Origin of the sequence: Flavobacterium sp. AJR, assembly GCF_002156885.1 — a bacterium.
Taxonomy (GTDB): domain Bacteria; phylum Bacteroidota; class Bacteroidia; order Flavobacteriales; family Flavobacteriaceae; genus Flavobacterium.
In genome coordinates this window covers 14,663-41,621 of the sequence record NZ_NCWQ01000021.1, presented here as the reverse complement: position 1 = coordinate 41,621, position 26,959 = coordinate 14,663, and the positions used below count along the sequence as shown (strand labels likewise).

Sequence of the window (26,959 nt, the reverse complement as noted above, 5' to 3'; positions counted from 1 at the left end):
AAATAAGTTACTATTACTTCATTTTACAGACTAAAAAAGTATGGTATTAATTAAGGCAAATGTAACAATTAAAATAAATTATCAACATTATGAATACATTTCTATTCTAAATAATAGAAACAAAAAAGGTGCTTTTATTAAAAAACACCTTATTGTAAGAAATTAAAGCTTGAATATCTTCACGCTCATTACATCTATTTATCAAGAATCTCAAAACTAGAATTCATGCTCTTAAATTCTGGCACAATTTTTTTCATTTTTGCAACAATATCGTCATTATCAAAAAATTTAGATATTCCTATCAACTCATCAATTTCTATATGTAAGCTTTCATATTCATCTTGAATTTCTTCAGCAATCATAATTTTATTATGATAAGTAGGCAATGTTTTCGAAGTATCGTTTAGTAATTCTTCAAATAGCTTTTCACCTGGTCTAAGTCCAACTATCTGAATTTTAATTTCCTTTTCTGGAATAAATCCTGCTAATTTTATCATTTTTCTGGCCAAATCAATAATTCGAACAGGTTTTCCCATGTCAAAAATATAGATTTCACCTCCATTACCCATTGCACCAGCTTCAAGAACCAATTGACATGCCTCTGGAATGGTCATAAAGTACCTAATAATATCAGGATGGGTTATAGTTAGTGGTCCTCCTTCTGCAATTTGTTTAGTAAATAAAGGAACGACTGATCCATTAGAGCCTAATACATTTCCAAAACGAGTTGTGATGAACTTTGTTGTATCATTCCCTTTTTCTTTTTGATTTTTTAAATGTAAAGACTGCACATATTTTTCAGCAATACGTTTACTAGCCCCCATAACATTACTAGGATTTACAGCTTTATCTGTAGATACCATTACAAATTTCTTTACTTTATATTTACAGGCTAAATCAGCTAGATTTTTAGTTCCCTCAATATTTGTTAAAATAGCTTGAGATGGATTTCCTTCCATCAAGGGTACATGCTTGTATGCGGCAGCATGGAAAACCACTTGTGGTCCATAAACTTTAAAAACTCTTTCCATTGCCTCTTTACTCTTCACATCTGCAATTACAGCATGAATTTTTGAATCAGAAACCATATTTTGAGTTTCTAAACAAAGACTATGTAATGGTGTTTCTGCCTGATCTAATAAAATTACATTTTTAGGATTAAATCCTATTACCTGTCTTACTATTTCACTACCAATTGACCCAGCAGCTCCAGTAATTAAAATCGTTTTATCTTTTAATTGCTTAGATATCGATTTACTATCTAATACTATTGGTTTTCTTTCCAGTAAATCTTCAATTTGAATATTTTTTACTTTTTGAGATATCTCTTTTTGATTTTCCCAATCTGAAATTAGTGGAACTGTATATACTCTATAATTAAACTCTAAACATTGATCAACAATAATTAATTGTTCATCTTTTGATAAACTTTTATCTGCAATAATAACTCCTTCGGCCGCAACGGAACGCATTAATGCAGGCAATCTTTTCTTTTGAATCAATATTGGTAAATCCAACATCCTCTTTGAAGCATTTTGATTATTTTTATCTACAAAGCCTACAATTTTAAAACGAGAAGGTGTTTCAAACTTTAATGCATTAGCAACAGAAATTGCATTAGCATCAGTTCCATAGATAATAGTTCTAATTAATTTAGTATTGTTTTTTTCAGCAAAATAAAGCTCAAATGTTTGCTTTACAACTACTCGATATAGAAACAATCCACAGAATGAAAGCACAATATTTATAAAAAGAGCAGTATTCAAAAATGCCTTATCGCCATGATATAATTCAAATACAAAATTGAAGAACAAGAAAACGACCAACACTGACATTTGCGAAAACAGTAATTTGATTGCGTCAATATACGATGAGTGCCTAATTATGCCTGAATATGTCCTAAACAACCAAAAGAAAAAAATATTAACTCCCAAAAGGGACCCAACAAAATAAAACTCATGGTGCGTTATAATATATCCTAAACCAGTACCCTTAAATAATAAATAAGTAAAAGTAAAAGAGAAAATCAATACCATAACATCCATTAAAACTATAATCCACCTAGGTAAATAACTTAGGTTATGAATATTAAGTCTCATGTTAGCTATCGAAAAATACTTAGCAAATAAAATTGCAAAAGTGATTGGTTTATTATTCAAATTAATTAGTCTTAGAATTATAGAGTCCGATAATAATTACAAAAATACGAAATAATGGATTCAAAAAATTAAATTTTAACGCCTGTCTTTTTTTGTTTCAAAAAATCTAGCAAATATGCCCCATAACCAGATTTAACTAATGGTAGAGCTAATTCTTCAAGTTGATTATCACTTATAAATCCTTGCCTCCAAGCAATTTCTTCTATACAACCTACTTTTAGTCCTTGACGTTCCTCTAATACCTGTACAAATTGACCCGCCTGCATCAAACTATTAAAAGTTCCAGTATCAAGCCAAGCTGTGCCTCTACTTAATATTCCTACTTTTAAAGCTTCTTTTGAAAGATATACTTTATTTACATCTGTGATTTCGTATTCTCCACGTGCACTAGGCTCTATATTTTTTGCTATTTCAACAACCGAATTATCATAAAAATATAACCCAGGAACAGCATAATGAGATTTAGGATTCTTTGGTTTTTCTTCTATCGAAATCGCTTTTAAATCCTGATCAAACTCTACTACTCCATAACGTTCTGGATCCGAAACATGATAAGCAAAAACCACTCCTCCATCTGGTTTTGTATTCGAACGCAAGAGTTCTTGCATATTGGCCCCAAAAAATATATTATCTCCTAAAATCAAAGCAACATCATCATCTCCTATGAACTCTTCTCCGATTACAAATGCTTGTGCCAATCCATTTGGAATAGCTTGTTCTGCATAACTAAACTTACAACCTAAATTTGCTCCATCTCCAAGTAATTTTTTAAAATTTGGCAAATCATGTGGAGTAGAAATAATTAATATTTCATTTATTCCTGCCATCATCAAAGTAGATAATGGATAATAAATCATTGGTTTATCATACACTGGCATCATTTGCTTGCTCATTGCAAGAGTTAATGGGTGCAATCTGGTACCTGAACCTCCTGCTAAAATAATTCCTTTCATAGATCTTAATTTTAGATTTTAGATTTTAAATTTTAGATTCCATATAACTGAAATAATAAAAGTCAAATCTACAAATCATGCTTATTTATGTAAATATATTTTTTAAACTCTCTTTATAATATGGTATATCCAGATTATAAGTATCCTTAATCTTTTTCTTATCTAACAATGAAAATTCTGGACGTTTTGCAGGAGTTGGGTAAGATGCAGATGGTATTCCTGTAACATCACAATTATATCCACCAAGTTCTTTTATCGCCAACGCAAATTCATACCAACTTATTTCACCTTCATTTGAATAATTGTAAATTCCAGGAATCCATTTTTCTGATGAAATAATCTTAATCATCGCTTGCGCTAAATCAGCAGCATAAGTTGGAGATCCAATTTGGTCATTTACCACATTAACAGCATCTCTTTCCTGCATCAAACGTTGCATGGTTTTCACAAAATTATTTCCGAATTTACTATATACCCAAGAAGTTCTTAAGATAATTGAATTTAGATTTTCTTTCAAACAAGCAATTTCTCCAGCTCTTTTACTAGCTCCATATACATTTATAGGCTTTGTAGGAGCTTCTTCGTTCAAAGCCGATGATGATGTTCCATCAAAAACATAATCTGTAGATACATGGATTAATTTTACTTTATTTTTAGCTGAATATTTTGCGATTACTTCTACTGCCAAATCATTAATTCTATTGGCCAAATCCTTTTCAGTTTCAGCTTTATCTACTGCTGTATAAGCACCACAATTTAAAATAATTGTTGGTTTTATATCGTTTAATTGAGTTTTAAGTAAATCTAGATTATCTAAAGTAATTTTAGTTCTATCAGCAAAAAACCATTCAAATTGAGGATAATTTGAAGATAAAGCCAATAATTCTGACCCCAGTTGTCCATTTGCTCCTGTTACAAGTATCTTATCCATTAAAATAAACTATTACAATTTTCTATGAAAGGAAGAATTTGATCTTTTTCAGAAACTATAGCGTCTTTTAAGTTCATTCCCCAATCGATATTTAATGATGGGGCATCAAATTTTATTCCGCCTTCAGAAGCTTTATTGTAAAATTGATCACATTTGTACATAACTGAGGCCGTTTTGCTAATAACCGAAAAGCCATGTGCAAAACCTTGTGGTACCAACAATTGTTTCTTGTTCTCTGCAGATAATAAGATGCTAAATGATTTCCCATAGGTAGGAGAATCTTTTCTTAAATCTACTGCTACATCAATTATTTCTCCTTCTAAAACACGTACTAGTTTTGTTTGTGCAAAAGGTGGGTTTTGATAATGTAGACCTCTCAGAGTTCCTCTTTTAGAAAAAGACTGATTGTCTTGTACAAAATCTATGTTAATTCCTAAATCTTCAAATTTAGTTTTACTATATGATTCAAAAAAATAACCTCTCTCATCACCAAAAACTGTTGGCACAACAATGATTAAATCTTTAATAAATGTTTCTTCAATCTTCATATTAAAATATAATTCATATTTTTCTTAATTAAAAAAAGTCTTGATTACTTCTTCAATTCTATTTTTATCTTCACTTGTTAAATTTGCCCCTGACGGCAAGCACAATCCTTTTTCAAATAAACCTTCACTAACTTTTTCTCCATAGTACAGATAGTTAGCAAACAATGGTTGCAAATGCATTGGTTTCCATAAAGGACGAGATTCAATATTTGCTTGTTCCAAAGCTAATCGTAAAGTTTCTCTATTAATCTTCTTGTCGCTATCATTTTTAAATAAAATGGTAGTTAACCAAAAATTTGAAAAATAATCCTCATTAGGCTCTTCAAAAACTGTCACGGCATTTATATTTTGAAATATATTTACATAAAAATCATGTATGGACCTGCGTGAAGTAATATTTTTATCCAATATTTTCATTTGTCCACATCCAATTCCTGCGCAAATATTACTCATTCTATAATTATAACCTATCTCACTGTGCTCATAATGCTGAGCATTATCTCTTGATTGAGTAGCGTAAAAAATAGCTTTTTCTTTTAATCCATTTGAATAGCTAATCAGAGCGCCTCCTGCTGAAGTTGTAATTATTTTATTTCCATTAAATGACAAGATTCCAAAATCACCAAACATCCCACACTTCTTCCCTTTATAGCTACTACCCAATGCTTCTGCACTATCTTCAATTATTGGAATCTCATAATGATTAGCAATAGTATGGATTTCATCTATTTTATAAGGCATTCCATATAAGTGAACAGTGATTATTGCTTTAGGTTTCTTTCCGTTTGCAATTCTATCCTTAATTGCTATTTCTAGAAATTCTGGAGAAATATTCCATGTATCTATTTCACTATCGACAAAAATAGGAGTAGCACCTTGATACATAATTGGATTTGCAGATGCAGAAAATGTCATACTCTGACAAATTACCTCATCACCCAATTTTACTCCTAATAAAATTAATGCTAAATGAATTGCAGCTGTTCCAGAATTTAAAGCTGCTATAGAAACTTTGTTACCAAAATAATCTTCTAACTTATTCTCAAAATCATCAACATTAGGTCCTCCAGATGTAATCCAAGAATTCTTAAATGCATCTTGAACATACTTTTCTTCAAATCCACTTTGTTGCGATAATGATAAAAAAATCCTTTTATTATCCATTAACTTTCCAATAATCAGAATCATAACGAACATCATCATCGCTTACTTTTGCTAATGGCAATGTAGAAAATGATATCAGTTTTGAGCCTTTTTCTAAAGATTGGATTGCGTTAGCATAGCCAGCAGGAATATAAACAATTTTACCATCTTCTGCTGATACAGATATCGTCTCCACAGGTAAATACTTTGAAGGATTCTCCCAATTATCAATTTTTACAAAATGAATTTTAAAAGCCCCACTCAGACAATAAAAATTTTTAAAATCTAATTTATGCCCCTGCCAAGCACGAATAGGGTTTTCTTCAGAATTACTAATAATGTAAAACCTTTCGATAGCCGCAAAACTAAAATCATTTACATACGAAATAGTCCCACGATGGTCTGAAAAATTGTCTCCTTGAATTATTTTTGGAATCATGTATTTAATTTTAAATTACTTTTCTTCATCAAATAAAACTTCAAAGTATAAATCAAAAGTAATGGTACAATAATTACTATGAATAATAATGAATCTTGAATTTTTTGATATAAAAATATAACTAGGACAGAAACTACTATCTGAGCAATTGCATAATACAAAGCAACCAATCTGTGCTGTATTTTATATTCATTACTTAAAATTTGATAAAAATGTAAGCGATGTGCTTCAAAAATATTTTGTTTTAAGTATAATCGATGTATAATAGTAAGTATTGCATCAACACCATAAACTGCCAAAAAAAGAAGCCAAATTACAGAACTAGTCACTAAAATAAGTTTCAAAATAAAATAAATTATCCAAAAAGCAATAGCTATACTACCAATATCTCCTGCAAAACATTTTGCTCTTTTTCTATAATTGAAAAATAAAAAGACAAAACAAGCTATCATCGCATACTTTATAAAAACTGCGTCGATAAATAATTGAATCTTAGTATTTACATATAACAACGAACCCATCACTACTAAAGTATACAAACCCGTTATCCCATTAATACCATCCATGAAATTATAAGCGTTAATTAATCCTATGGCTAAAATATAGGTAATAATGACTCCATATAATGGCATCAAATTAAAAACGTTTAGATTATAAAAAATTAATGTAATTGCTAAAAAATGAACTGAGATTCTTATTTTATTTGATAAACTTTGAATGTCATCCCAAAAACTAACCAAACTAACTAGAGTAATTCCAGTAAAGAAAAAGTAATTATCTTTAATATTTTGTACAAAATATAGCAAAGCAGAGAACCAAAAAATAATCCCACCACCTCTTAAAGTAATTTCAGTATGTGAACTTCTTTCATTCGGTTTGTCAATAATATTAAATCGATTAGCCACTTTAAAATAGAGTAACATTATAATCATCAAAAGAATTCCTAGGATTGTGTATTGCATTATTTATTTTTATATAGCTTTTATTTTTTTTATCTTTTAAGTTCTAATTGTTGTTATTACTTATTTTATATTAGTCTTCTCGCCAATTTCTAAATAGATGATTTAATTCATTATCTATAATAATCTAAATTATAATTATGACTGAATTATATCTTATCTGTTTTCAACAATAATGATTTATAAGGAATAAATTTAAATTCATCTTTTAGTACACTTTCACTGTTAATCTTAATAGCTCTATAATAAGGAAGCAAATAAAAACAGCATATAAAAATAATAAGCCAAAATCGCTTATTCAGCAAGCCATAACGTATGATATCTGCAACAAGAATAATTTCGAAAATTCTGAAATAGATATAAACCCTAGTTAATTCTATAGATTCAGAAAAAACATTTAAAAAAAAGATAGAACATACATAAAGTAACAATAAGTACTTTTGATGATTGTTTTGAAAACCTTTTTTTCTATAATAATTTATAACTAAAACCCCCATTGTATTAATAACCAATAACTTTAATAAAGGGACAGGAACTGCAAATTTACTGGAGACATAAAATAGATAATGAGAATTTTTAAAAAGTAAACTTAACCAATAAATAATTCCAATTTGTGATATGATAAATGAAACTCCCATTAGAATATACAAATGCTTATTTTTTACAGAGTCTCCCCATACATAGACTATAAAAAAAAACACAAATGGTATCAAACAACTGTAATGAAATGAAATACCCAATAGCATCAATAAAAAGTAAATAAAATATTTTTTATCTAGTAAGAAAGTAAAAGCATAAAAAGCTATTGTAACAGATAAGTATTGTCTGATATAAGTAAATGAATGCAAAAACAAAACTGGAATTAAAAAATAAAGAACTAAAGGAAGAGTACTTTTTTTAGTATATCTCCTGACTCCAAGATATGCAAAAAAATACGTAAAAAAAGAAAAAAAGAAAAAAAGAAATCTATAATCTAGATTAAAATACCGAAAGACTTTCATAATCGTTAAAAAACCAAACTCAAAATTTTCATCCCTAGTTCCTTTAACATACCAATTAATATAGTTACTATAATCCCAACCAATCCTATCTCTAAACCCTCCTATTAAAACCAAAATACCCAAAAGAATTAAACTAACAATCTTTTCTTTATTTGAATATCTATAACTAATAAAGAACAAGAATAATATTACTATCAGTAACAAAACATAAAACCCCATACTACTTATCTTTTATTATAGTAACATTAGTATATAATTACTTTCAAACAATTTTTTTATAATTAATCTAGTCTATTTACAATGGCAATCTTAATCATTTTTTTAATTAATATATAACAATACATTTTTATCTTATATTTCTGAATATATTTTATTTTTTTATACTAATCATCACTAAGAAACTAATATCCCATCAAGAACATTCGAGTTTCTTACTCTATTTATAGTGATTATTCCAAAAAACTAAAATTAAAAACGTATCATATATTCTAACGTTTACTGATGAAACTTTTTATAGTTTTTTCTAATCCTTGTTGTGTAGTATTAGGAAGTTTATCAACTCCTATTGCTAATTTAATTTTTTGATTTGAAACTCTGTAATTTTCCGTTAACTTTTGTAATACTTCAGAATTCAAAGGAAGTTTAATTGTATCTCCAATTTTAGCAATTCCATTAATTATACTCTTGGGAATTGCAACAGATAAATTTTTCTTATCTAAAACAGAAGATATTATTTGGACTAAATCGCTTGTAGACAAAACCTCATCATCTGCAAAATTATAAACTCCAGAAGCTACATTCTTATTCTCAAGAATTTCTTTAATCATGAAATTAAGATTATCAATTCCCAAAAATGACCTTTGATTCTTAAAAGCACTCAAAGGATAAGGTATTCTTTTTTTTACCAAATTGTAAAGTAAGTTTAGATTTCCTTTATTTCCTGGGCCATGAATCATGCAAGGCCTAATAATAAAAACTCTTTTGTTTTCTGAAATTTCTTTTGACAAAATATATCTTTCTGCCTGCAATTTAGATTGTCCGTAAGGAGATTTAGGCTCGGGATTAACATCTTCAAGCAAAATATCTTTAACATTATCAGCAACTGATTTAACGCTGCTAAAATAAATAAAATCAACACTTTCACTTTCTAAAAAAGCATCAAATAACTGTTTTGTCAATTCATAATTGGCATCAAAATAATCCTTAGGCACAGATATCTTTTTCAAATCATGGGCTTTACCTGCCAAATGAATTAAAGCATCTGTATTAATCTCAAATTTCTGATTAAATTCATATCGGACACTCATCGGTATTATTTCGTGCGAAGTTTTCAAGTAATCTTGCACATTTTTACCAACAAACCCTGTTATTCCTGTTATTGCGATTTTCATTTGTTGAATTGAGATAGTGCTTCCTTATTTATTTTTTTTCTTTCAGAATCAAAAAACCATCCCCATTTATTAAAATATATTATAGCTGAATTTACAAATATCTTGAAAAGTTTTTTACTCTTATTTGCTCCAGATTCATATTCATGGACAACCGAAACTTTTGGAAAGTAAATAGTTTTATAATATTGATGCACTCTTCTCGACAAATCCCAATCTTCAAAATACATAAAAAAAGCATCATCATACATTCCTACTTTTTCAATAGCTTCTAGATTTAACAAAGTAAAACATCCCGAAAGCACTGGTGCATTGTAGATAACATCTTTAGGAACTTGCCTTAATTCATATTTCTTAATAAATTCCTCATAAGCAAATGCTGGCTTTTTAATTTTTCTTTTTAATATACTAAAAGGACTAGGCAAAAGCTTAGGTAAATTTTGAATACTTCCATCTCTATTCAGAATCTGAGGCATCATCATACCTACGCTTTTATCATTTTCCATATAATCTACCATCTGGGCAATTACATCCCCCTTAAAAAAAATATCAGGATTAACAATAAAATGATATTTTGCATTTTTAATGATGGCTTTTTTAATAGCTATATTATGTGAAGCACCAAATCCAGGATTAGCAGGATTGTGGAAATATTCAATTCTTGCATCGTTAAGTAATATTTTCAATTCATCTGTTGGAGAATTATCAATCAGATATAATTTTATAAGCAAATTGTTTTCTAAAATTGAATTTACTGCCTCTTGTAACATTTCTAAATCGTTTTTATACAAAACGATAGATGAAGTTATTTGGATATTCAAAATATAAAAGTATTAATTATTATTTAGCAAATTATCAACTAAGTTATCATTTAGAAGATGGATTTTTTTTTTATCATAATGAGTTAAAAATAATTCATCAATTATAAATTCTTGAGATAAAGTCTTTTTTATTGATTCTGAAAATTCATCTTTATTATCTAACTCAAAGAAGAAAATATTATTTGTTTTAAATTCTAAAAATGCAGAAATTTTAGAACTAATGACAAAAGTTTCTAGGCGTATTGACTCTAAAACTGGTAAACCAAAACCTTCATATCTTGATGGGAATATAAATGCAATAGCTGATTTGTATAAAGCTTTTAGTTCTTCTTCTGAGACAATTCCTGTTGCAATAACATTTTTATTATTCTGATGTCCTTTTCCCGATAATACCAAGGGAGGTAAATCAGGATTATTAGCAAATATGTCAATAATAAAATTGATATTTTTATGAGGTCTATTATTTCCACAATAAAAAAAAAATCCTTTTCTAGTCAAATTATATCTATTCAAAATTTCAAAATCCATTTCACCTTTTATTTCCGAATCTTCAGGAATATGAATTGAAGAAAATCCAAAAATATCAAAAACATCTTTTCTTGTTGTTTCTGAAACTGAAACTATTGTATCAGAATTCTTCAATGATCTTTTTACAATGAAGTCAAAATATTTAATTTTTAAATAATTTAAAAACTTATTTTTCCCGAAAAAACCATGAACAAATCTATACATTAAATCATGAACAGTTACAATAGTTTTGGTCTTACTATTTTTTATAAAAAAACCAGAATAAAAAGGAACATGAAATAAATCAAAGTTCGAGTTTGAAATAAATCCCGAAAATTTAAAAAAATGGAAAATATTAAATGGCTTTAGTTTAGTATAAATAATATTACAGCGATCATACTTAAATTCAGGATCATTACTTATAAGAATAATATTATCGAGATCAAATTTGTGAATATAATATTCAATCAAAAATTCTGTATATCTCGAAATACCTGTGTTTTGAGTTAGATTTATTAATCGGCAGTCAATACCTATTCTCATGAGTTATTTATTAAATTCTTATAAAGACATAAGTGTTCATCAACAATTTTCTTCCATGAAAATTCATATTTAATGTCTGCAAGTTCTTTGGGAAAAATTTTCTGCGACAATAAGTTTTCGATAATTAAGGTAGCTTCTTCATTTGATTCAACAAGATAGCAGTATTTATCAAAAAAAGTGTTAAATTCTTCAATTTGAGATCTTGTAGATAGTATAGTACATCCATTTTCAATAGCTGCTAGTAATGTACCCCTTCTATTTGATATTCCATCTGGGAATGGGAGAAAGATTATCTTAACATTAGACAAAATAGAAGCTACCTCACTTTCATCCTTATTAAGAAGTAATTCTATATCTAATTTTTGGCATTGAGAGTTAACAGATTCAAAAAAAGTAAGATATTTTTCTAAAACTTGTCCAATAATTTTTATTTTAAATTTATAATTAAGTTTAGAAACGACTTCTAAAAAGGATTCAATTCCTTTAATAGGCCTTATGTGACCAAAATAAGCTAAATCTATGTTTCTATCTTGAAAATGTATATTTAGATCTGATTTGGAAATATTACTGCCAATGGGAATTATGACAATCTTTTTTTTATTTAAAACAAACCGGCAAGCATGTCTATATTCTAAAATATTTGCCACTGCGACCTTGCTTGCAAAAAAAATCAAAACCTGTGTATAAATGTAAGCTAAACGATTCCTGCTTGAAATTTCATGCACGGTAATTACCGTTTTTTTAAAAAATAACCCTGCAACTAATAGTAATGGCAAAAAACTATATCCATACCCTTCAGTGGGATATTGGAGGTGATAAACATTTGCCTTTGCCGCATATAACTCTTTTATGTATTTAAAAAAAATATTTAATTTCCAATTAGACTTATGAAACAACTGAACTTCAAATTCTTTAGATTTTTGAAGATGACTCAATATTTTAGCTGTGTAATCTCCTACACCACAATGCTCAGGAGGAAAAGATCCAGTAATTAGTAAAATTTTAAACTTATTTTCCAATTTATAATTATGTTAAAAATGTTTTATAGGGTATATATAATTCTGAATATGCATTGAGGGAGCTTAATAATTGGAAAAAACCATAAAAAAGCAACACTATTAGAAAAATAAATTTAGCATTTAGACGAGTATAACTCCAAACACGTCCTATTAAAACGATTTCAATGAAAGTATAGTATGTTGAAATCATCTGAAAAATTGGCGAACCATTAAATAACAAATACATGGCAAATCCAATAATATATATATTAAAGAAATAATCTGTCAAATAATCTAACTGTCCTCTATTTTGTCTAATTATGTAAAAATAAAAGGAAATAAAAATGCTTCTTTTTACTACAGATAAAGTCATTAATACTACAGGGTTGGTACTTTCTGAAACTCCCGCTTCTTTATTTTCAGAATAATACATTAGCTTTTCTACAAATGAATTACCACTGAAAGCTGATAGCAAATCTCCGAGCGCGCCTACTAATTTGAACGGGAGCTGAGGTATACCCAATATAAGGCACAACAACAAAATCGCTATAACCTTATTAGTTGAAAATCTTTTTTTAGGAACTAACCAACCCAAGGCAATCATAATTGATGTTCTATGAAATAAGAAAGCAAAAAGTTCCCAAATAATAAACTTTTTGTAATTTTTATGACAAATATGATAGAAAATAAAGAGTCCTGCACCTAATGAAATTATCCTTCTATTACTGCCCATAAATTGCGCTACAAAAAAAGCATTGTAAAAAACAAACAAAGACATATTTGGATTGGGAGAGTACTTTTTTAAAAATAAAAAAACTATTCCTACTGCTAAAAAACTATCAATTAATAAAAATAGTACATAACTATCCGTAAAGAATCTAACAATAGCATTAAAAACAACATATCCTAAGTCAAATGCATAGACATTTAACAGGAAAGTCCAGTTTAATTCTAAGGTATCAAATAGTTCTTTATATGAAATCCAATCAGTACCTGTGTCCCATCTTAATCCAGTAAAAAAACTAAGCATTAAACACGAAAAGCCTAATAAAATATTTCTATAAGGTTTTATATCCTTACTAATTTCAAGAACTGCCAGAAGAAAAAACCATAGATAAAAGAATAAATAAATTTTACCTTCTGAAAAAAGACTAAATACTAAATTACCCATTACTACTTAATCATGAAACTGTATGATTATCCACTTTATTTTTCAAATTATTATTGACTTCTAATTTAGTAATTGATCCCATTTAAGGAGGATAGAGTCAGATTTAAATTTCTTTCTGTGCTCTAAACAATTGCCTTTAAGACTGTATAAGAGTTGTTCATCTTCTACAATATGAATAATTTTTTCAGCAAATCCATTTAAATCATTATCCTTAACTAAGTAACCTGTCTTGTTTTGTTCTATAATTTCTGCTGGACCTGTTAAAATATCAAAAGCTATAGCTGGAACCGCAAACTGCAGTGCTTCTATTAAAACCATGGGATAGCCTTCAAACAGTGAGGTCATAAAGATTGCTGATGCTTTGTTATATACTAAATTAATATCTTTAGTAAATGGGTTTATTGAAATTTTTTTTAACTTTTTTTCTATAATCTTATTTTGAAGCATAGATTCTTGTTCTCCCTCTCCAAATAAAGCTAAATGATAATCTTTAAGATCAATAGATTTCTCAACAATTTCCCATATATCGATTAGTCTATCAAAAGCTTTTTCATAAGAAAATCTGCCTACTGCGATAAATAATTTCTGTTTGTTATCAATATTCACATCTGGCATATTAAAAGCTGGAAAATTCGCAATTGTAATAGCTTTTTCTGTATTCCAAAACACTCTATCTCTTTCTGTCAGTACAATAATTTTATCCGAAAAAAATTTTGCCAAAAAAATACTGATATTATGAAGAAAAAACTTGTGTGATGTAAAATTAGAATGCTCCCAACATATCGTGCGAACTTTTATTCCTAAAAGTGCCGGTAATGTCCATAACATGTTTGTAGCTTGCACATTTATTAAATTATCAATCGAATTAGATAAAATAAATTGACGAAGTGAATAGATGATTTTTATATAATTTTTACGTATTGAAGACTTTTGTGCCCAATTTTTTATGTCTAGTGTTTTTAATTGAACATCGGGATGAATATCAAAAATCAAGTCTTCATTTTTAAATTCTGCAATACTTAAAATAGTTACTTTATTTTTAATTACTAATTTACTTGCAACAGATAAAGTTATTCTTTCAGCTCCACCACGATAGGAAATATCTCCAATTAAAAAACATATACTTTTCATACTCAATTTTAAAGTTTTTCTATACTAAATAATAATTCTAAAGACGTTGTGCTTTTTTTAAATAGATCGCGAATAGACGACTAAGAATTATATTACTGCACATTACCTTTGCAACATACTGCTTAAAAGTTTTTTCAGAATTTTTTTTTGCAAAGTTATATGCTTCTTTATAAGATCCTTTTAAAATTGCTTTAAATGTCATACTACGATAATGAAAATTATTTAAATACTCTTCATTGATTCCGTCAATAGGATATTTTCTTATAAAGTACTTTCTTATAAGATTGCAATTTTCTTCAAATTCTTCTAGCTTCTGTAATCCTTCATGGTTACTTAATGATCCATTTGAAATTGTATAGGTAGAAGTAGGAATAGGTAGATATTTAAATTTTGTGTGATTAGCAAATTCCAGCCACATTGGATAATCTTCCATGCAAAAATTCATCGATTTATAACTCAATAAATCCACATTTTGCATAAACAATTCTCTTTTAAACACGACTGTACATGCAGCTATGCGATTACCTAATAATAATTCTTTGTAGATGTTCCCGCTAGGATAATAAGATAAATTTTCTGGATCATTCACAAATTCAACAAATTGTCCGTTATCAATATTTATACTGGAAAAATTAGTATAAACAACACCATATTCAATGTTATTTTCCAAAAAATCTACCTGAACTTGCAATTTTTCAGAATTATTCCACCAATCGTCTCCTGCACAGGTAGCAATATATTTTCCTTTCGCTTGGTTTACACAATCCAAGTAATTTTTTAAAATTCCTTTATTTGCTTCTCTAGGCAGTAAACGAATAAGGTTGGAAAATTTAGCCGCATAGCTTTCACAAACTTCTCGTGTCTTGTCACTAGGTGACGCGTCTTCTCCAATGACTATTTCAAAAGTATAATTAGTTTGCTGGCCAATAATACTGTCAAGTGTACGCCCAATAGTTTTCTCTTGATTATAGCAAATTACTATGACAGAAACTAGAGGTAATTTTTCCACCATCTTACTTTTTTAAAACTTTATTAATTATACTTTTAATATCAAGTACAGAATTTAAATGATATATTGAATAGGCAGAGGCAAGCAACAAAATTGCTACAGATGAAATTATTCTAATGTAGTTCGTAAGATATTCTTCTGAGCAAAAAGCCATTATTAATAATAAACTAAATACCGCTATAACTTTTAAATTAGAGCGTGTAATGACTATCTTATATTTAACATTACTGTAGAAATATGTAAATATCATTGACAAAAATTGGGCAATAAAAAAAGATAATCCAATTCCAAGAAAGCCAAGATAGTCCCATCCAAAATAAACAATAGCCATATAAATTACTGTGTAAGAAATACTAATAAAAACATACAGCCTGCCTAATCCTTTTGCCAAGAAAACGAAACCGCAAGGCCATGCAATTATTTTAAAGAAGTCTCCAATGACCTGCCATTTTAAAACTGATACAGCGCCCATGAACTTACTAGAATACAAAACATTAATAGCTAATTCGGCAAAGCCCACCATACCAATAATAATTGGAGATGCTAATAAAAGAACTATGTATAACTGTGCATTTACTGACTGTGCTAACTTATTATTATCCTCATGAATAGCGGAGAGTTTTGGGTAATAATCGCTTGCCATAGAACTTAAAACGATTGATAAATACATCGTTGCAATTGTATTTGCAGCCGTAAATAATCCGACACCATCAATTCCAGATTTATCTGCAATAAAAGCTCTCATTCCTAATCCAACAATTTGATCAAATATACTGACTACGATTGTAAATAAGCCTATTCGAATCATTCCCTTAGCACTGCTCCATGATTCGGAAAACTTGATTTTTTTATAATCTAATATTAATAACCTTTTATAAAAATAACGAGAAACTATAAAATTAATTAATCCCATTACAATTAAAGAAGGAACAATTCCCTTCTCCTTGAAAATAAGATAAAGAAGAACTGAAATTATTGTGCCAAATAAATTCGCGACTATAGTCACTTTTGACATCATCAAGATAGCTCTTTTACCTTGCATAATAGCCTGATAACCTGCACTTAAAGTAGAAAAAAAAATTAAAACTGATAAAAATGCAATTTCAATAGTATAGGCATTATTATTAAATAAAAATAAACTTAAAGGAAAGCAAAACAATAGCGTAATCACACTACCTACTATAGCGGAGATTAAAATCCATTTATTAAATATTTTTACAATGCGAGAAACTTCGATTTCATCATCATTTCCATTTGCAATCGAAATATCCCTTACTCCACTAAAAGGCAAACCAAAACTTGAAAAATTTCTAATCACGTCGGTCGCTGTTGTTAAAATACCAATAACACCAACTCCAGCTGTTCCAAGTATTATAGCAACAACCTTAGTTCTTACTAAAGAAATCAGAATATTTATTACTTGTCCTCCACCAACCGTTCCTGTTGCCTTTAAGGCATCTTTCGATTCTGTCTTTTTATTCATCATCGAACTTAAATCCTATTTCTCTATATTGATTTTGAAAACGGTTTACCCACTTTTCCCATTCTAGAACTGATGCTAATTTTTCATTATTATCCTGCAATATAGATACTATATCTCTACTATTAAAGTCTTTTGGATATCCAGACATTGCATCTAATTTTCCATTAAACCAAGCCTCGTTTAAAATGTTATTGTAGATAAAAGGATTAAAATTGATATCTGGAAACATATTGGTTGCTGATGAACTGAAACTGGTACTTACAACATCCTTATTCATCACTCCATATTTCACTTTTTTATTTTTATTAAAAAAATGCAACGCTTTTATTAACTGTTCATCTTCATTGACTACGCCACTAAAATCTTTCCAAAGTTCCACATAATATTCCTTTGAAAATATTGCACCAGCAACATGATAGATCGTATAGTACTTTACCACACTTTTATTATGAATATTCAATCTACTTAAAACAGACCAAATCTTTAAGGAATTCCCTAATACAAAATTTTTAAATATAAATTCATTATTTACAGGCAACTGCGGTATTATTTCATTGATTTGATCTGATAATTTCAACAATTTGCCTGATACTAATTTTGGATTTCCGAAACAAAATAGCTTTAAAAGGCATAAATTGTTTGAGTCCATTAATCTAATAGTCTTATTTAAATCTATTTTTTCAGTTAACCAGAAGTCATCTTCAAGCAAAAGAAAATATTTATCCTGACTTTCCATAATATTGGATAACCAAAATTGAGTTGGAATCTCCATCTCCTTTATCTTAATACCTTCTAAAATAAATTTTTCTATTTTACTGGCTTTCTCACTATAAAATGGAGACAGTTTAATTATGACATTTGGATATTTATCTTGTATTTTATCTAAATATTTGGGACTTGTTCCGTCATCTAAAACTATTATAGATAATTTGTCATCAACTACATTTTGCAATACGCTTTGTATACATCTTTCTAAATAATAGGGTCTATTAAAAGATTTGATAAAAATATTCATTAAAATCTGTTTAAATATTTCTAATTATTTTTGCTGGTACTCCGCCTATAATAACATTAGATGGAAATTTACCAGAAACTACAGCTCCAGTTCCAACAATAGTATTTTCACCAATTTCCGTGTTTTTTAAAATAACAACATTATTCCCAATCCACACATTTTTACCGACAATTATTTTTCCTTTCTCCCCAATCTCACGTCTTTTAAATGGATCGATATTGTGAGCTTCATGATCCATAATTGTAACATTTTGTCCAATTAATGAATTATCTCCAATCTCAATATAATTAGCCGACAATAGAAAAACATTATTGTTTGTCGCAACATTGTCTCCAATACTTATAAAGGAATTTTCATATCTCGCCTGCAGTTCAATACCTCCTCTTTTATGAAAACCTCCTAATTTATATCCAAAAGAACAATTTTTTCCAATTTTCACAATGCCTTGACCACTACAAATAAAATCTTGATTAAAAGTTGGACGCCTTTCGTAACTAATTCTATCTTTCATTACTGCCCAAAAATTTGGCAATAAAAATAAATATAGGAATTTGATATACAAAAAGAGAAACTGAACAAAAAATTTAAATTTAAGATACACTATAATTATTTATTTTCTCAATAATAGTTGTCACTTCTTCATTTGATAGAACCGGACTTAGTGGTAAGCTTAAAACTTCATTATGTATAGTTTCTGAAAGTGGAAAACTTAATGAATTCCATTCTTTATATGCTTGCTGCTTGTGTGGAGGAATTGGATAGTGAATAACCGTTTGTATTCCACTAGTGGTCAAATATTCTTGAAAATGTTGTCTATCAGCTATTCTAATCACAAATAAATGCCAAACATGAGCATTTCTCGAAATTACCGTAGGCAGAATTATTTTTGGGTTTTTAATTTCTTCAAGATATCTTTCAGCAATTTTACGTTTAAATTCAGTTTCATCATCAAGCTTTGTCAGTTTTGCCCCAAGCAAAGCTGCTTGCAATTCATCTAATCTACTATTAATTCCCTTATATTTATTTTCATATTTAATAAGAGAACCATAATTAAGTAAAGCTCTTAAAGTTTCACACAATTTGTCATCTGATGTAGTAATTGCCCCTGCATCTCCTAAGGCGCCCAAGTTCTTTCCTGGATAAAAACTAAAACCTGCCGCATCACCGAAACATCCAGCTTTTATACTTGATTGATCACAAGCACCGTGAGATTGTGCACAATCTTCAATTACTTTTAAATTATATTTCCTAGCAATCTCCAAAATTGACTTCATATCACATAATTGTCCATATAAATGCACAGGTAATATAGCGACAGTTTTACTCGTCATTGATTTCTCAATCTCTTTTGGATTAATATTGTACGTTAATATGTCAGGTTCAACTAATATTGGTATTAAGCTGTTTGCTGAAATTGCTAAAATACTAGCAATATAAGTATTGGAAGGAACGAGGATTTCATCTCCATCTTTAAAAACGCCCATCTCTTTATAAGCTCTAATAATAAGTATTAATGCATCTAAACCGTTTGCAACTCCAATACAATGTTTGACTCCACAGTATTCAGCAAAATCGTGCTCAAATTTTTTTAATTCTTTACCCATTATGTACCATCCTGAGTCTATAACGCGTTCAAAAGCTTCTACTAAATCTTTTTTATAATTTTGATTAATCTTGTATAAATCTAAAAATTTTATCATTTTTCTTTTGGTTTAAATCCTTCTAAATAATATTGAACACCTGTTTTTTTATCTTTTAAATATAAATCCAGTAAATTTAATTGCTCTGTAATATAACCCATATGTTTTGCAGGATTACCATACCAAACAGTAAAGGGATCAATAGATTTAGTTAAAACACTACCAGCCCCAACAAAAGCATTTTCTCCAATTTCGATACCAGCTACTATTGTAGAATTAGCTCCAATTGAACTTCCTTTTCTTAATATAGTTCTTTTAAATTCTGTTGGATACAACTTCGATCTGGGTACAAGATCATTTGTAAATGTAACATTTGGACCTACAAAAACGTTATCTTCAATTTCTACACCATCCCATATTTGTACACCTGATTTTATTGTAACATTATTACCTATAATAACATCATTTTCAATAAAGCAATTACAATTAATATTACAATTGTTTCCAATAATTGCTCTTTCTAAAATAACGCTAAATTGCCATACAAACGTATCTCTTCCAATTTTAGAAGATTGAACATCGGATAATCGATGAATGTTGTTATTATTCATTTATAAAATTAAGATAGTCAATATATTCACGTATGTAATCTACTTCCGTATAAGTATGAGATGCTAAAACTAAACATATAGAGCCAGATGAAAAATTTATTTCTGATGCCCAAATACCTGGCGGTATATGTAAACCTATATCTGGACGATTTAGTAAAACTTGTCTTTTGGTTTTACCATCATCAAGTAAAACCTCAAAGCTCCCACTGACGGCAACTAGAAATTGATGACATTCTTTATGTGCATGCGCACCTCTTGACTCTCCACCTGGAACATCATATAGATAAAAAATTCTTTTAATGTCAAAGGGTAATTCAATATTGTTATTTATAGCTGTAATATGACCATTCCGATCACCTATTTGATTTAGATATAAAAGATTACAATCAAAAACTGTTAATTTATTTTTCATTTAGTAAATTTTCCTTCAATTTTTCAAAATTTCGTATATAATCTTCATTAGAAAATGATTCGCTAGATATATGCAATGCAAGTGAATTTGTTGAAAAATTCTCTATATGTCGCCATGTCTTAGCCGGTAAATACAATCCGTAATAACTTCTGTTTAAAGAAAAACGTTCCGTTGTTCCATCAACATTAGTAATAACAACATCAAAACTACCACTCAGCGCAATAATAATCTCTTTCTGCTTAAAATAGGCATGCCCTCCTCTTATTTCGCCACCTGGAACATCATAAGTCCAGAATGTTCTTTTGATTTCGAAAGGGATTTGATCACTAAATTGCAAGAAGGTCAAATTGCCTCTAGGATCTTGAATTTTTGGGAAATTTAAAATAACTGGCTTCATAGTAAAAACGCTATATTAATTAATTGCAAATAGTTTAATTAATCTTTTAATCGCTAAAAACAAAACAATTAAAAAGCCTCCTAAAAAACCTCCGATAATAATTCCTTTTGCTTTACCAAAACGTTCTTTTGGCAACGGCAGAATTGGCTTATCAATAACCTGAATCAAAGGAGTCTCTTTACGCAAAGTTACTTTTGCCAATTCAGATTGCTTTACAAGTTCAGTAAGTATTGCGGTATTAGCCTGCACATCTACCTGTCTACGAGCAGAAGGTGCACGACGAACATTTAATGCCGGATTTAAATTAAATGTATTATCATTTGCAACTGCTACACCAGTAATAGCTCCATTTAGTTCTCTACGGATAGAATCCGTTTGTTTTTCTAAAATTGCCATATTCATTCTTGCCTTTTTACTCTTAGTATCTACATAAAAATCAGATACCTCTTTAGCTAATGCCTCACAAAAAAATTTAGAAAACAATTCGTTGCTCGACGGCATATCAATAGAAATAATTGCAACTTTTTTATCCCTTTGTGATACATTTAAACCGCCATTTAGTAAACTTGAATAAATCCCACCTAAAATACTATCATGAACTCGTGTAAAATATTTACGTTCAACACCAGGCAAAAATTGAATTTTAGCAAGTTCAGACTTATCCTTCCAATTGTTACGTAATTTATTAATCTCAATATACATTTCTACCAAAGAAATTTTTTTTCCCCTATAATTGACAGGAGTCAATAATGTTTGCTCAACCATTCTACGCGATTTAAATAGCTCTGTTAAATTAGAACCTGCGAAAATACTTCCACCACCACCTCCTAAGTCAAGTCCCAAGGAACCTGCTAAACCTAATGCACTTCCTAAACCACCTCCAGATTTTTCATCTTCTAAAGCAAATGATAAAGTTGCCGTATAAACTGGTTTTTTCATAAAAGAATATGTCAATCCCAAAACTGCACCTATTATTCCAGCTAATACGACAACTTTCCATTGAGATAGAAAATAAGTATACCATCCCTTTGCTTTTACTAATAATTCTTTTAACGAAATTTCATCGTTTTCAATAGGTCTATTGTCCATTCTTAAAACTTATTTTTATTTAAAAGCAGTTAGTATCAATAACGCTAAACTCGAGACAACACTACCTATTCCGACCCATTCCCCAGCAGTCATTTTTTTAACTACAGGCTTTTCAGGAACTACAATTTGAGAGTCAGGCGTAACTTTAGGATATGATCTAAAAAACAAAAATGAACTAGCTACAGCAGCTTTACCATTTGGATATATTATATAAGCCTTTTTCTTCCAACCCATATTGTCAACTCCCCCTACAGCATTTAGGTAATACTTAAAACTCTTTCCGCTTCTATATGGAATTTCGGAAGTCAACAATACATTTCCTGTTACTTTTACCCCCTCATTATAAGTTGCTACTTCTATTTCATCACCAGGAAACAAAGTAACATTCGAATAATGATTTTTATCATTTACAATTCTCTCCCAATCCACAGGAATTGTTGCGTATTTTAATTCTTCTTTTAATTTTTTAGTTAATTTTTTTTCCTTTAAAGAATCTTCTTTAGTTAAATTCAAATCTATACTTTTTAATTTTTCAATTTGCTCCTCTTTAATTGGTCTTTTTATTTTCATACCATCCAAATTAGCAATAGAGGTTAATCCTCCAGCACGCATCACAACATTATAAACTGTTTCTTTTTTATTCGCCAAAACATACTTACCCGGATATGATACTGCACCACTAATTTTAACCATTTCTGGCTTTTCATAAACAGCCATTCTCCGTACATTAATAACATCAAAAGGCATTAAAGCAAAATTTTTAATTTGCTCATTATTATCCGCAGTAATTTCAAGTTCAAATACATTAACCCGTTTAGGATCTGTGTCGTTTATTGCATCCGATTTTATCATCCTCGCAATTTCAACCCGTTTTGATGCAGAACCAGTTAATCCACCAACCTGAACAACCAGATCATTTAGAGTTAAGTTTTCGTAATATTCATATTCACCAGGATTTTTAACTTCTCCATCAATCGTGATTTTATATTCTTCTCTAAAATCTAAAATGGAATATACTGTTACAATATCTTCTCTTTTCAAAAATATATCTGCATTCAAATCTCCAGACAAAGCACTTGCTAAATCAATATTAACAATTTCTGTTGTTAAATCAGATTTTAAACGAATGATTCTTGCTCTCTTTGTATATGCATCTTCTTTTAAACCTTCTGCTCTGGTTATTAATTCAGATATACGCATACCTTCTGTAAAAGAATAGAAATCTGGTCTAAAAACGGCTCCCTCAATTTGAATACGATTTGCGAATCTATTTAAAATTTTTGCAACTTTAACAACATCTCCAGACTGTGGTTGATATACACTAAATTCACTTTCGTTCACATCATGTACCTTAAATTCTTTCCCTGTTTTTTGTAATATATTTACAGATGCTGTATAAGCAAACTCATTAAATCCTGAAGCAAATGCTAATAAGTCACTAAACGTTTCTCCTTTTTTCATTTCAAAAATTCCTGGACGCTTTACTTCACCCTCTAACGTAACTCTCTGGCTATAAGCAGGAATTCTAATCACGTCATTTTCTTTCAAACTTACATTATCAGATTGATCTCCTTTTACTAGAAATTTATAAATATCTATATTTTTATAAATTTTGCTATTACGAATCAATTCAATGTTTCTATAACTTCCATTCTTCCCAGGTCCTCCTGCTAAATGCAAAGCATTATAAACGGTTGCTAAAGATGAAACAGAATAATTCCCTGGTTGTTTTCCTCCGACAATGGTAAGTTTAATAGTACGTATTTGCCCCAAACTAACACTAACTTGAGATTGTCCAGAACGTACTGTGCTATAAACTCTTGCTATTGCAGCTTTTATTTTTTGAGTTGCAACTTCAATTGACATACCTGAAACAGCAATTTGACCGACATAATCAATTGTAATTTTACCTTCAACACTCACAGGAACGTTTGAGTTATATTCCTGAACTCCATAAACACTTACCTGCAATTCATCACCAGGACCTAAAATATAATTCAGAGGAGTTGCTAATTTTAGATCTGGCTCAAAATTTAAAGTTGGATTATCAAACAATTCAGAACCAAAAATTAGAGCATTTACAGAATCTTTAACTTTGTTATTAATAACTTCTATTTGTTTCCTCCCTAACTCACTCTTTTTATTTTTTTCATTATCCTTAGAGTCTTTATCTTTTGAATCTTTACCTTTTGAATCTTTTTTAGAAATTGCATCTAATCTCCCTTTTAATTTAGAAAATTCGGATTTACTCATCCCTTTTGATAGAATTGCTTCTTCCGCATCATCTATAGTAAGGTCTTTAGCATCTAATTGATTTTTAATTTTATTAATATCACTATCTGATAAATAATCAACCTTAACAGTACTTAGGTCTTTGGACTGAATTATATCTTGAGCAGACATATTTAATGACATAAAAAAAGTAAATAATAATACTAGTACTGCCGTTATCTTTTTCATAGTTAATTTTAAATAAAATTCTTTTAAATAGTCTCTAATCTAATAATTTGGATTAAAAATCACCAATATTTTAAGAATATTGTTTTTTATAATAATCTTTATAAGTACCAGAAGTTACATTCTGTAACCATTCCTCATTGCTCAAATACCAATTTATAGTTCTTTCTAAACCTTGTTCAAAAGTAACAGATGGCTTCCATCCTAATTCAGTATTAATTTTTGAGGCATCAATTGCATAACGTAAATCATGACCAGGCCTATCTTTTACATATGTAATTAATTTTCGGGAAGTCCCTGTTTCTCTTCCTAATTTCTCATCCATGATTTGGCATAATAATTTTACTAAATCAATATTTTTCCATTCATTAAAGCCTCCAATATTATATGTTTCATGGTTTTTCCCATTATGAAAAACTAAATCAATAGCAATAGCATGATCTTCGACAAATAGCCAATCACGTGTATAATTTCCATCTCCATAAACAGGTAATGGTTTATTATTTATAATATTATTTATAAAAAGTGGAATCAATTTTTCAGGAAAATGATATGACCCATAATTATTTGAGCAATTTGTCAAGACATATGGCAAGCCATAAGTTTCTCCATAAGCTCTCACAAAATGATCTGAACTTGCTTTAGATGCAGAATATGGCGAATTTGGATCATAAGACGTCGTTTCGGTAAAAAGCCCTTCTGCGCCAAGAGAACCATAAACTTCATCTGTACTAATATGATAAAAGCGTTTTCCTTCAAAATTACCTTTCCATTGATTCTTAGCTGCATTTAATAAATTCATCGTTCCAATTACATTTGTTTTTACAAATGCCAATGGATCTTCGATTGAACGATCAACATGAGATTCTGCAGCTAAATGCAGTACTCCAACAAAATCATTTTCAAAAAAAAGATTATTTATGAAAGGCTCATCAACTATATCACCTTTTACAAAGGTGTAATTTGGTTTATCTTCAATATCTTTTATATTTTCTAAATTACCAGCATAAGTCAATGCATCTAAATTGAAAATATGATATTCTGGATATTTAGTAACAAAGCGTCTTACTACATGCGACCCAATAAATCCTGCACCTCCAGTTATAAGTATTTTTTTCATTTTATTTTATTAATTCAATAAATCTGATTTTTGACTTTCTAAATCACAATATAAATCTTTTACATCTTGTGAATTATCTTTATGTAATATCAAATTAGCTGTATCTGTATATACAAAAATAGTATTTTTTAATCCTAAAAAAGTAGTATGCTTATCCGAACCTATAACCATGTTTCCGTATTTATCCACAAAATGTCCTTTCGTAATTAAATAATCATAAACAGACTCAAAAGACCCCAAATCAGACCATGTAAAAGCAGCAGGTACAACTTTTATTTTCTTACTTCGTTCCATAACAGCATAATCAATACTTATAGAAGGAATTTCTAGAGATAATTCTAAATCTAAATTACCCTTTTGATTAAGCTCCCAAGCTTTTTTAGATTTCTCATATACTTCTGGCTGATATGCTTTCAATTCATCTAGTAAAATACCTGCTTTAAAACAGAACATACCACTATTCCACAAAAAATTTCCTTGTGCAATAAAACTTTTTGCAGTTACACTATTAGGTTTCTCTCTGAATGAAACAACATCATCGCCTTTTGATTCTATATAACCATAACCAGTCTCTGGTTTTGTCGGGACAATTCCAAAAGTTACGATGTATCCTTCTTTAGCTTTACTAATAGCTTTTTTTATCGCTAATTCATATTCTTCCATTTCACCAATAATATGATCTGAAGGTGTTATAATTAAGATATCATCAGGTTGTGAAGCTAAAGCAGCAAATGCAATAGCTGCAGCTGTATTTCTTGGAGTTGACTCAACAATGTTTATATAAGGCTTTCCTAATTTATTCATTACTTTTTCACTCAAATGACAGTTATCTATATTTCCAACAACCATTACTTTATCAGCTAAACCAGTATTTCGCTCTACTGTCATTTCAAACAATGATTTTCCTTCGAAAATTTCTAAATATTGCTTAGGCTGACTTTTACGAGAAAGAGGCCATAATCTACTTCCTACTCCTCCTGTTAAAATAACATGTATAATTGAATTCTTTGTATTCATATTTTTATTACTAAACT

Annotated in this window: 26 protein-coding genes; all 26 read right to left on the bottom strand. The window is 29.2% G+C overall.

Annotation, left to right across the window (positions count from 1 at the left end; all coding sequences use genetic code 11):
* Window positions 1-194: 194 nt before the first annotated feature.
* The 26 genes from B8T70_RS07110 to B8T70_RS06985 all read right to left on the bottom strand — a co-directional run bounded on the left by B8T70_RS07110 (window position 195) and on the right by B8T70_RS06985 (window position 26,942).
* Window positions 195-2,099, bottom strand: a complete 1,905-nt coding sequence (locus B8T70_RS07110; protein ID WP_086894417.1) for a nucleoside-diphosphate sugar epimerase/dehydratase — start codon at window positions 2,097-2,099, stop codon at window positions 195-197.
* 128 nt (window positions 2,100-2,227) lie between these two features.
* A complete protein-coding gene (gene rfbA / locus B8T70_RS07105; protein WP_086894416.1) occupies window positions 2,228-3,112 on the bottom strand; it encodes a glucose-1-phosphate thymidylyltransferase RfbA in 885 nt (294 codons plus the stop codon).
* Window positions 3,113-3,197: 85 nt separating this feature from the next.
* Window positions 3,198-4,043, bottom strand: coding sequence for a dTDP-4-dehydrorhamnose reductase (gene rfbD / locus B8T70_RS07100; RefSeq protein WP_086894415.1), 846 nt, complete (start codon window positions 4,041-4,043; stop codon window positions 3,198-3,200).
* A complete protein-coding gene (gene rfbC / locus B8T70_RS07095) occupies window positions 4,043-4,591 on the bottom strand; it encodes a dTDP-4-dehydrorhamnose 3,5-epimerase (RefSeq protein ID WP_086894414.1) in 549 nt (182 codons plus the stop codon). The genes rfbD and rfbC overlap by 1 nt, the downstream gene beginning before the upstream one ends.
* Window positions 4,592-4,615: 24 nt before the next feature.
* Entirely contained in the window at window positions 4,616-5,755 is a 1,140-nt protein-coding gene (locus B8T70_RS07090; RefSeq protein ID WP_086894462.1) for a DegT/DnrJ/EryC1/StrS aminotransferase family protein, read from the bottom strand.
* Window positions 5,748-6,173, bottom strand: a complete 426-nt coding sequence (locus B8T70_RS07085; RefSeq protein ID WP_086894413.1) for a dTDP-4-dehydrorhamnose 3,5-epimerase family protein — start codon at window positions 6,171-6,173, stop codon at window positions 5,748-5,750. Before B8T70_RS07085 ends, B8T70_RS07090 begins: the two co-directional genes overlap by 8 nt.
* Entirely contained in the window at window positions 6,170-7,135 is a 966-nt protein-coding gene (locus tag B8T70_RS07080; protein WP_086894412.1) for a glycosyltransferase family 4 protein, read from the bottom strand. The genes B8T70_RS07085 and B8T70_RS07080 overlap by 4 nt, the downstream gene beginning before the upstream one ends.
* A gap of 146 nt (window positions 7,136-7,281) precedes the next feature.
* Entirely contained in the window at window positions 7,282-8,352 is a 1,071-nt protein-coding gene (locus B8T70_RS24450; RefSeq protein ID WP_086894411.1) for an EpsG family protein, read from the bottom strand.
* A gap of 269 nt (window positions 8,353-8,621) precedes the next feature.
* The gene (locus B8T70_RS07070; protein WP_086894410.1) at window positions 8,622-9,524 is read right to left on the bottom strand and encodes an NAD-dependent epimerase/dehydratase family protein; all 903 of its coding nucleotides are present in this window, start codon (window positions 9,522-9,524) and stop codon (window positions 8,622-8,624) included.
* Complete coding sequence (locus B8T70_RS07065; RefSeq protein ID WP_242667435.1) at window positions 9,521-10,342, bottom strand: glycosyltransferase; 822 nt, start codon at window positions 10,340-10,342, stop codon at window positions 9,521-9,523. The genes B8T70_RS07070 and B8T70_RS07065 overlap by 4 nt, the downstream gene beginning before the upstream one ends.
* A 12-nt stretch (window positions 10,343-10,354) precedes the next feature.
* Entirely contained in the window at window positions 10,355-11,392 is a 1,038-nt protein-coding gene (locus B8T70_RS07060) for a glycosyltransferase family 1 protein (RefSeq protein ID WP_086894409.1), read from the bottom strand.
* On the bottom strand, window positions 11,389-12,411 hold the full coding sequence (locus tag B8T70_RS07055; protein WP_086894408.1) for a hypothetical protein: 1,023 nt from the start codon (window positions 12,409-12,411) through the stop codon (window positions 11,389-11,391). The genes B8T70_RS07060 and B8T70_RS07055 overlap by 4 nt, the downstream gene beginning before the upstream one ends.
* 7 nt (window positions 12,412-12,418) lie before the next feature.
* The gene (locus B8T70_RS07050; RefSeq protein WP_086894407.1) at window positions 12,419-13,561 is read right to left on the bottom strand and encodes an EpsG family protein; all 1,143 of its coding nucleotides are present in this window, start codon (window positions 13,559-13,561) and stop codon (window positions 12,419-12,421) included.
* A gap of 60 nt (window positions 13,562-13,621) precedes the next feature.
* Complete coding sequence (locus B8T70_RS07045; protein ID WP_086894406.1) at window positions 13,622-14,692, bottom strand: glycosyltransferase; 1,071 nt, start codon at window positions 14,690-14,692, stop codon at window positions 13,622-13,624.
* Between the two features lie 37 nt (window positions 14,693-14,729).
* On the bottom strand, window positions 14,730-15,704 hold the full coding sequence (locus tag B8T70_RS07040; protein ID WP_086894405.1) for a glycosyltransferase family 2 protein: 975 nt from the start codon (window positions 15,702-15,704) through the stop codon (window positions 14,730-14,732).
* A 1-nt stretch (window position 15,705) separates the two neighbouring features.
* Window positions 15,706-17,187, bottom strand: a complete 1,482-nt coding sequence (locus tag B8T70_RS07035; protein WP_086894404.1) for an O-antigen translocase — start codon at window positions 17,185-17,187, stop codon at window positions 15,706-15,708.
* The gene (locus B8T70_RS07030) at window positions 17,177-18,199 is read right to left on the bottom strand and encodes a glycosyltransferase (RefSeq protein ID WP_086894403.1); all 1,023 of its coding nucleotides are present in this window, start codon (window positions 18,197-18,199) and stop codon (window positions 17,177-17,179) included. The genes B8T70_RS07035 and B8T70_RS07030 overlap by 11 nt, the downstream gene beginning before the upstream one ends.
* 10 nt (window positions 18,200-18,209) lie before the next feature.
* Complete coding sequence (locus B8T70_RS24410; RefSeq protein WP_123912081.1) at window positions 18,210-18,710, bottom strand: acyltransferase; 501 nt, start codon at window positions 18,708-18,710, stop codon at window positions 18,210-18,212.
* A 79-nt stretch (window positions 18,711-18,789) separates the two neighbouring features.
* Window positions 18,790-19,899 carry a DegT/DnrJ/EryC1/StrS aminotransferase family protein gene (locus B8T70_RS07020; protein WP_086894401.1) on the bottom strand — a complete coding sequence of 370 codons (1,110 nt, stop codon included), beginning with the start codon at window positions 19,897-19,899 and terminating at the stop codon, window positions 18,790-18,792.
* Window positions 19,896-20,450 (bottom strand): acyltransferase, encoded by a 555-nt coding sequence (locus tag B8T70_RS07015; RefSeq protein WP_086894400.1) that lies wholly within the window; start codon window positions 20,448-20,450, stop codon window positions 19,896-19,898. The genes B8T70_RS07020 and B8T70_RS07015 overlap by 4 nt, the downstream gene beginning before the upstream one ends.
* A complete protein-coding gene (locus B8T70_RS07010) occupies window positions 20,443-20,862 on the bottom strand; it encodes an FdtA/QdtA family cupin domain-containing protein (protein WP_086894399.1) in 420 nt (139 codons plus the stop codon). The genes B8T70_RS07015 and B8T70_RS07010 overlap by 8 nt, the downstream gene beginning before the upstream one ends.
* The gene (locus B8T70_RS07005) at window positions 20,852-21,259 is read right to left on the bottom strand and encodes an FdtA/QdtA family cupin domain-containing protein (protein ID WP_086894398.1); all 408 of its coding nucleotides are present in this window, start codon (window positions 21,257-21,259) and stop codon (window positions 20,852-20,854) included. Before B8T70_RS07005 ends, B8T70_RS07010 begins: the two co-directional genes overlap by 11 nt.
* Window positions 21,260-21,274: 15 nt before the next feature.
* A complete protein-coding gene (locus B8T70_RS07000) occupies window positions 21,275-22,348 on the bottom strand; it encodes a Wzz/FepE/Etk N-terminal domain-containing protein (protein ID WP_086894397.1) in 1,074 nt (357 codons plus the stop codon).
* Between the two features lie 15 nt (window positions 22,349-22,363).
* Window positions 22,364-24,808, bottom strand: coding sequence for an SLBB domain-containing protein (locus tag B8T70_RS06995; protein ID WP_086894396.1), 2,445 nt, complete (start codon window positions 24,806-24,808; stop codon window positions 22,364-22,366).
* Between the two features lie 70 nt (window positions 24,809-24,878).
* A complete protein-coding gene (rfbB, locus tag B8T70_RS06990) occupies window positions 24,879-25,925 on the bottom strand; it encodes a dTDP-glucose 4,6-dehydratase (protein ID WP_086894395.1) in 1,047 nt (348 codons plus the stop codon).
* A gap of 9 nt (window positions 25,926-25,934) precedes the next feature.
* Complete coding sequence (locus B8T70_RS06985; protein WP_086894394.1) at window positions 25,935-26,942, bottom strand: mannose-1-phosphate guanylyltransferase; 1,008 nt, start codon at window positions 26,940-26,942, stop codon at window positions 25,935-25,937.
* Window positions 26,943-26,959: the final 17 nt, after the last annotated feature.

What these genes read in the sequence shown, in the direction of transcription:
- B8T70_RS07110 (WP_086894417.1), bottom strand. Translation starts at nt 2,099, where the DNA reads ATGAGACTTAATATTCATAACCTAAGTTATTTACCTAGGTGGATTATA.
- rfbA (WP_086894416.1), bottom strand. Translation starts at nt 3,112, where the DNA reads ATGAAAGGAATTATTTTAGCAGGAGGTTCAGGTACCAGATTGCACCCA.
- rfbD (WP_086894415.1), bottom strand. Translation starts at nt 4,043, where the DNA reads ATGGATAAGATACTTGTAACAGGAGCAAATGGACAACTGGGGTCAGAA.
- rfbC (WP_086894414.1), bottom strand. Translation starts at nt 4,591, where the DNA reads ATGAAGATTGAAGAAACATTTATTAAAGATTTAATCATTGTTGTGCCA.
- B8T70_RS07090 (WP_086894462.1), bottom strand. Translation starts at nt 5,755, where the DNA reads ATGGATAATAAAAGGATTTTTTTATCATTATCGCAACAAAGTGGATTT.
- B8T70_RS07085 (WP_086894413.1), bottom strand. Translation starts at nt 6,173, where the DNA reads ATGATTCCAAAAATAATTCAAGGAGACAATTTTTCAGACCATCGTGGG.
- B8T70_RS07080 (WP_086894412.1), bottom strand. Translation starts at nt 7,135, where the DNA reads ATGCAATACACAATCCTAGGAATTCTTTTGATGATTATAATGTTACTC.
- B8T70_RS24450 (WP_086894411.1), bottom strand. Translation starts at nt 8,352, where the DNA reads ATGGGGTTTTATGTTTTGTTACTGATAGTAATATTATTCTTGTTCTTT.
- B8T70_RS07070 (WP_086894410.1), bottom strand. Translation starts at nt 9,524, where the DNA reads ATGAAAATCGCAATAACAGGAATAACAGGGTTTGTTGGTAAAAATGTG.
- B8T70_RS07060 (WP_086894409.1), bottom strand. Translation starts at nt 11,392, where the DNA reads ATGAGAATAGGTATTGACTGCCGATTAATAAATCTAACTCAAAACACA.
- B8T70_RS07050 (WP_086894407.1), bottom strand. Translation starts at nt 13,561, where the DNA reads ATGGGTAATTTAGTATTTAGTCTTTTTTCAGAAGGTAAAATTTATTTA.
- B8T70_RS07045 (WP_086894406.1), bottom strand. Translation starts at nt 14,692, where the DNA reads ATGAAAAGTATATGTTTTTTAATTGGAGATATTTCCTATCGTGGTGGA.
- B8T70_RS07040 (WP_086894405.1), bottom strand. Translation starts at nt 15,704, where the DNA reads ATGGTGGAAAAATTACCTCTAGTTTCTGTCATAGTAATTTGCTATAAT.
- B8T70_RS07035 (WP_086894404.1), bottom strand. Translation starts at nt 17,187, where the DNA reads ATGATGAATAAAAAGACAGAATCGAAAGATGCCTTAAAGGCAACAGGA.
- B8T70_RS07030 (WP_086894403.1), bottom strand. Translation starts at nt 18,199, where the DNA reads ATGAATATTTTTATCAAATCTTTTAATAGACCCTATTATTTAGAAAGA.
- B8T70_RS24410 (WP_123912081.1), bottom strand. Translation starts at nt 18,710, where the DNA reads ATGAAAGATAGAATTAGTTACGAAAGGCGTCCAACTTTTAATCAAGAT.
- B8T70_RS07020 (WP_086894401.1), bottom strand. Translation starts at nt 19,899, where the DNA reads ATGATAAAATTTTTAGATTTATACAAGATTAATCAAAATTATAAAAAA.
- B8T70_RS07015 (WP_086894400.1), bottom strand. Translation starts at nt 20,450, where the DNA reads ATGAATAATAACAACATTCATCGATTATCCGATGTTCAATCTTCTAAA.
- B8T70_RS07010 (WP_086894399.1), bottom strand. Translation starts at nt 20,862, where the DNA reads ATGAAAAATAAATTAACAGTTTTTGATTGTAATCTTTTATATCTAAAT.
- B8T70_RS07005 (WP_086894398.1), bottom strand. Translation starts at nt 21,259, where the DNA reads ATGAAGCCAGTTATTTTAAATTTCCCAAAAATTCAAGATCCTAGAGGC.
- B8T70_RS07000 (WP_086894397.1), bottom strand. Translation starts at nt 22,348, where the DNA reads ATGGACAATAGACCTATTGAAAACGATGAAATTTCGTTAAAAGAATTA.
- B8T70_RS06995 (WP_086894396.1), bottom strand. Translation starts at nt 24,808, where the DNA reads ATGAAAAAGATAACGGCAGTACTAGTATTATTATTTACTTTTTTTATG.
- rfbB (WP_086894395.1), bottom strand. Translation starts at nt 25,925, where the DNA reads ATGAAAAAAATACTTATAACTGGAGGTGCAGGATTTATTGGGTCGCAT.
- B8T70_RS06985 (WP_086894394.1), bottom strand. Translation starts at nt 26,942, where the DNA reads ATGAATACAAAGAATTCAATTATACATGTTATTTTAACAGGAGGAGTA.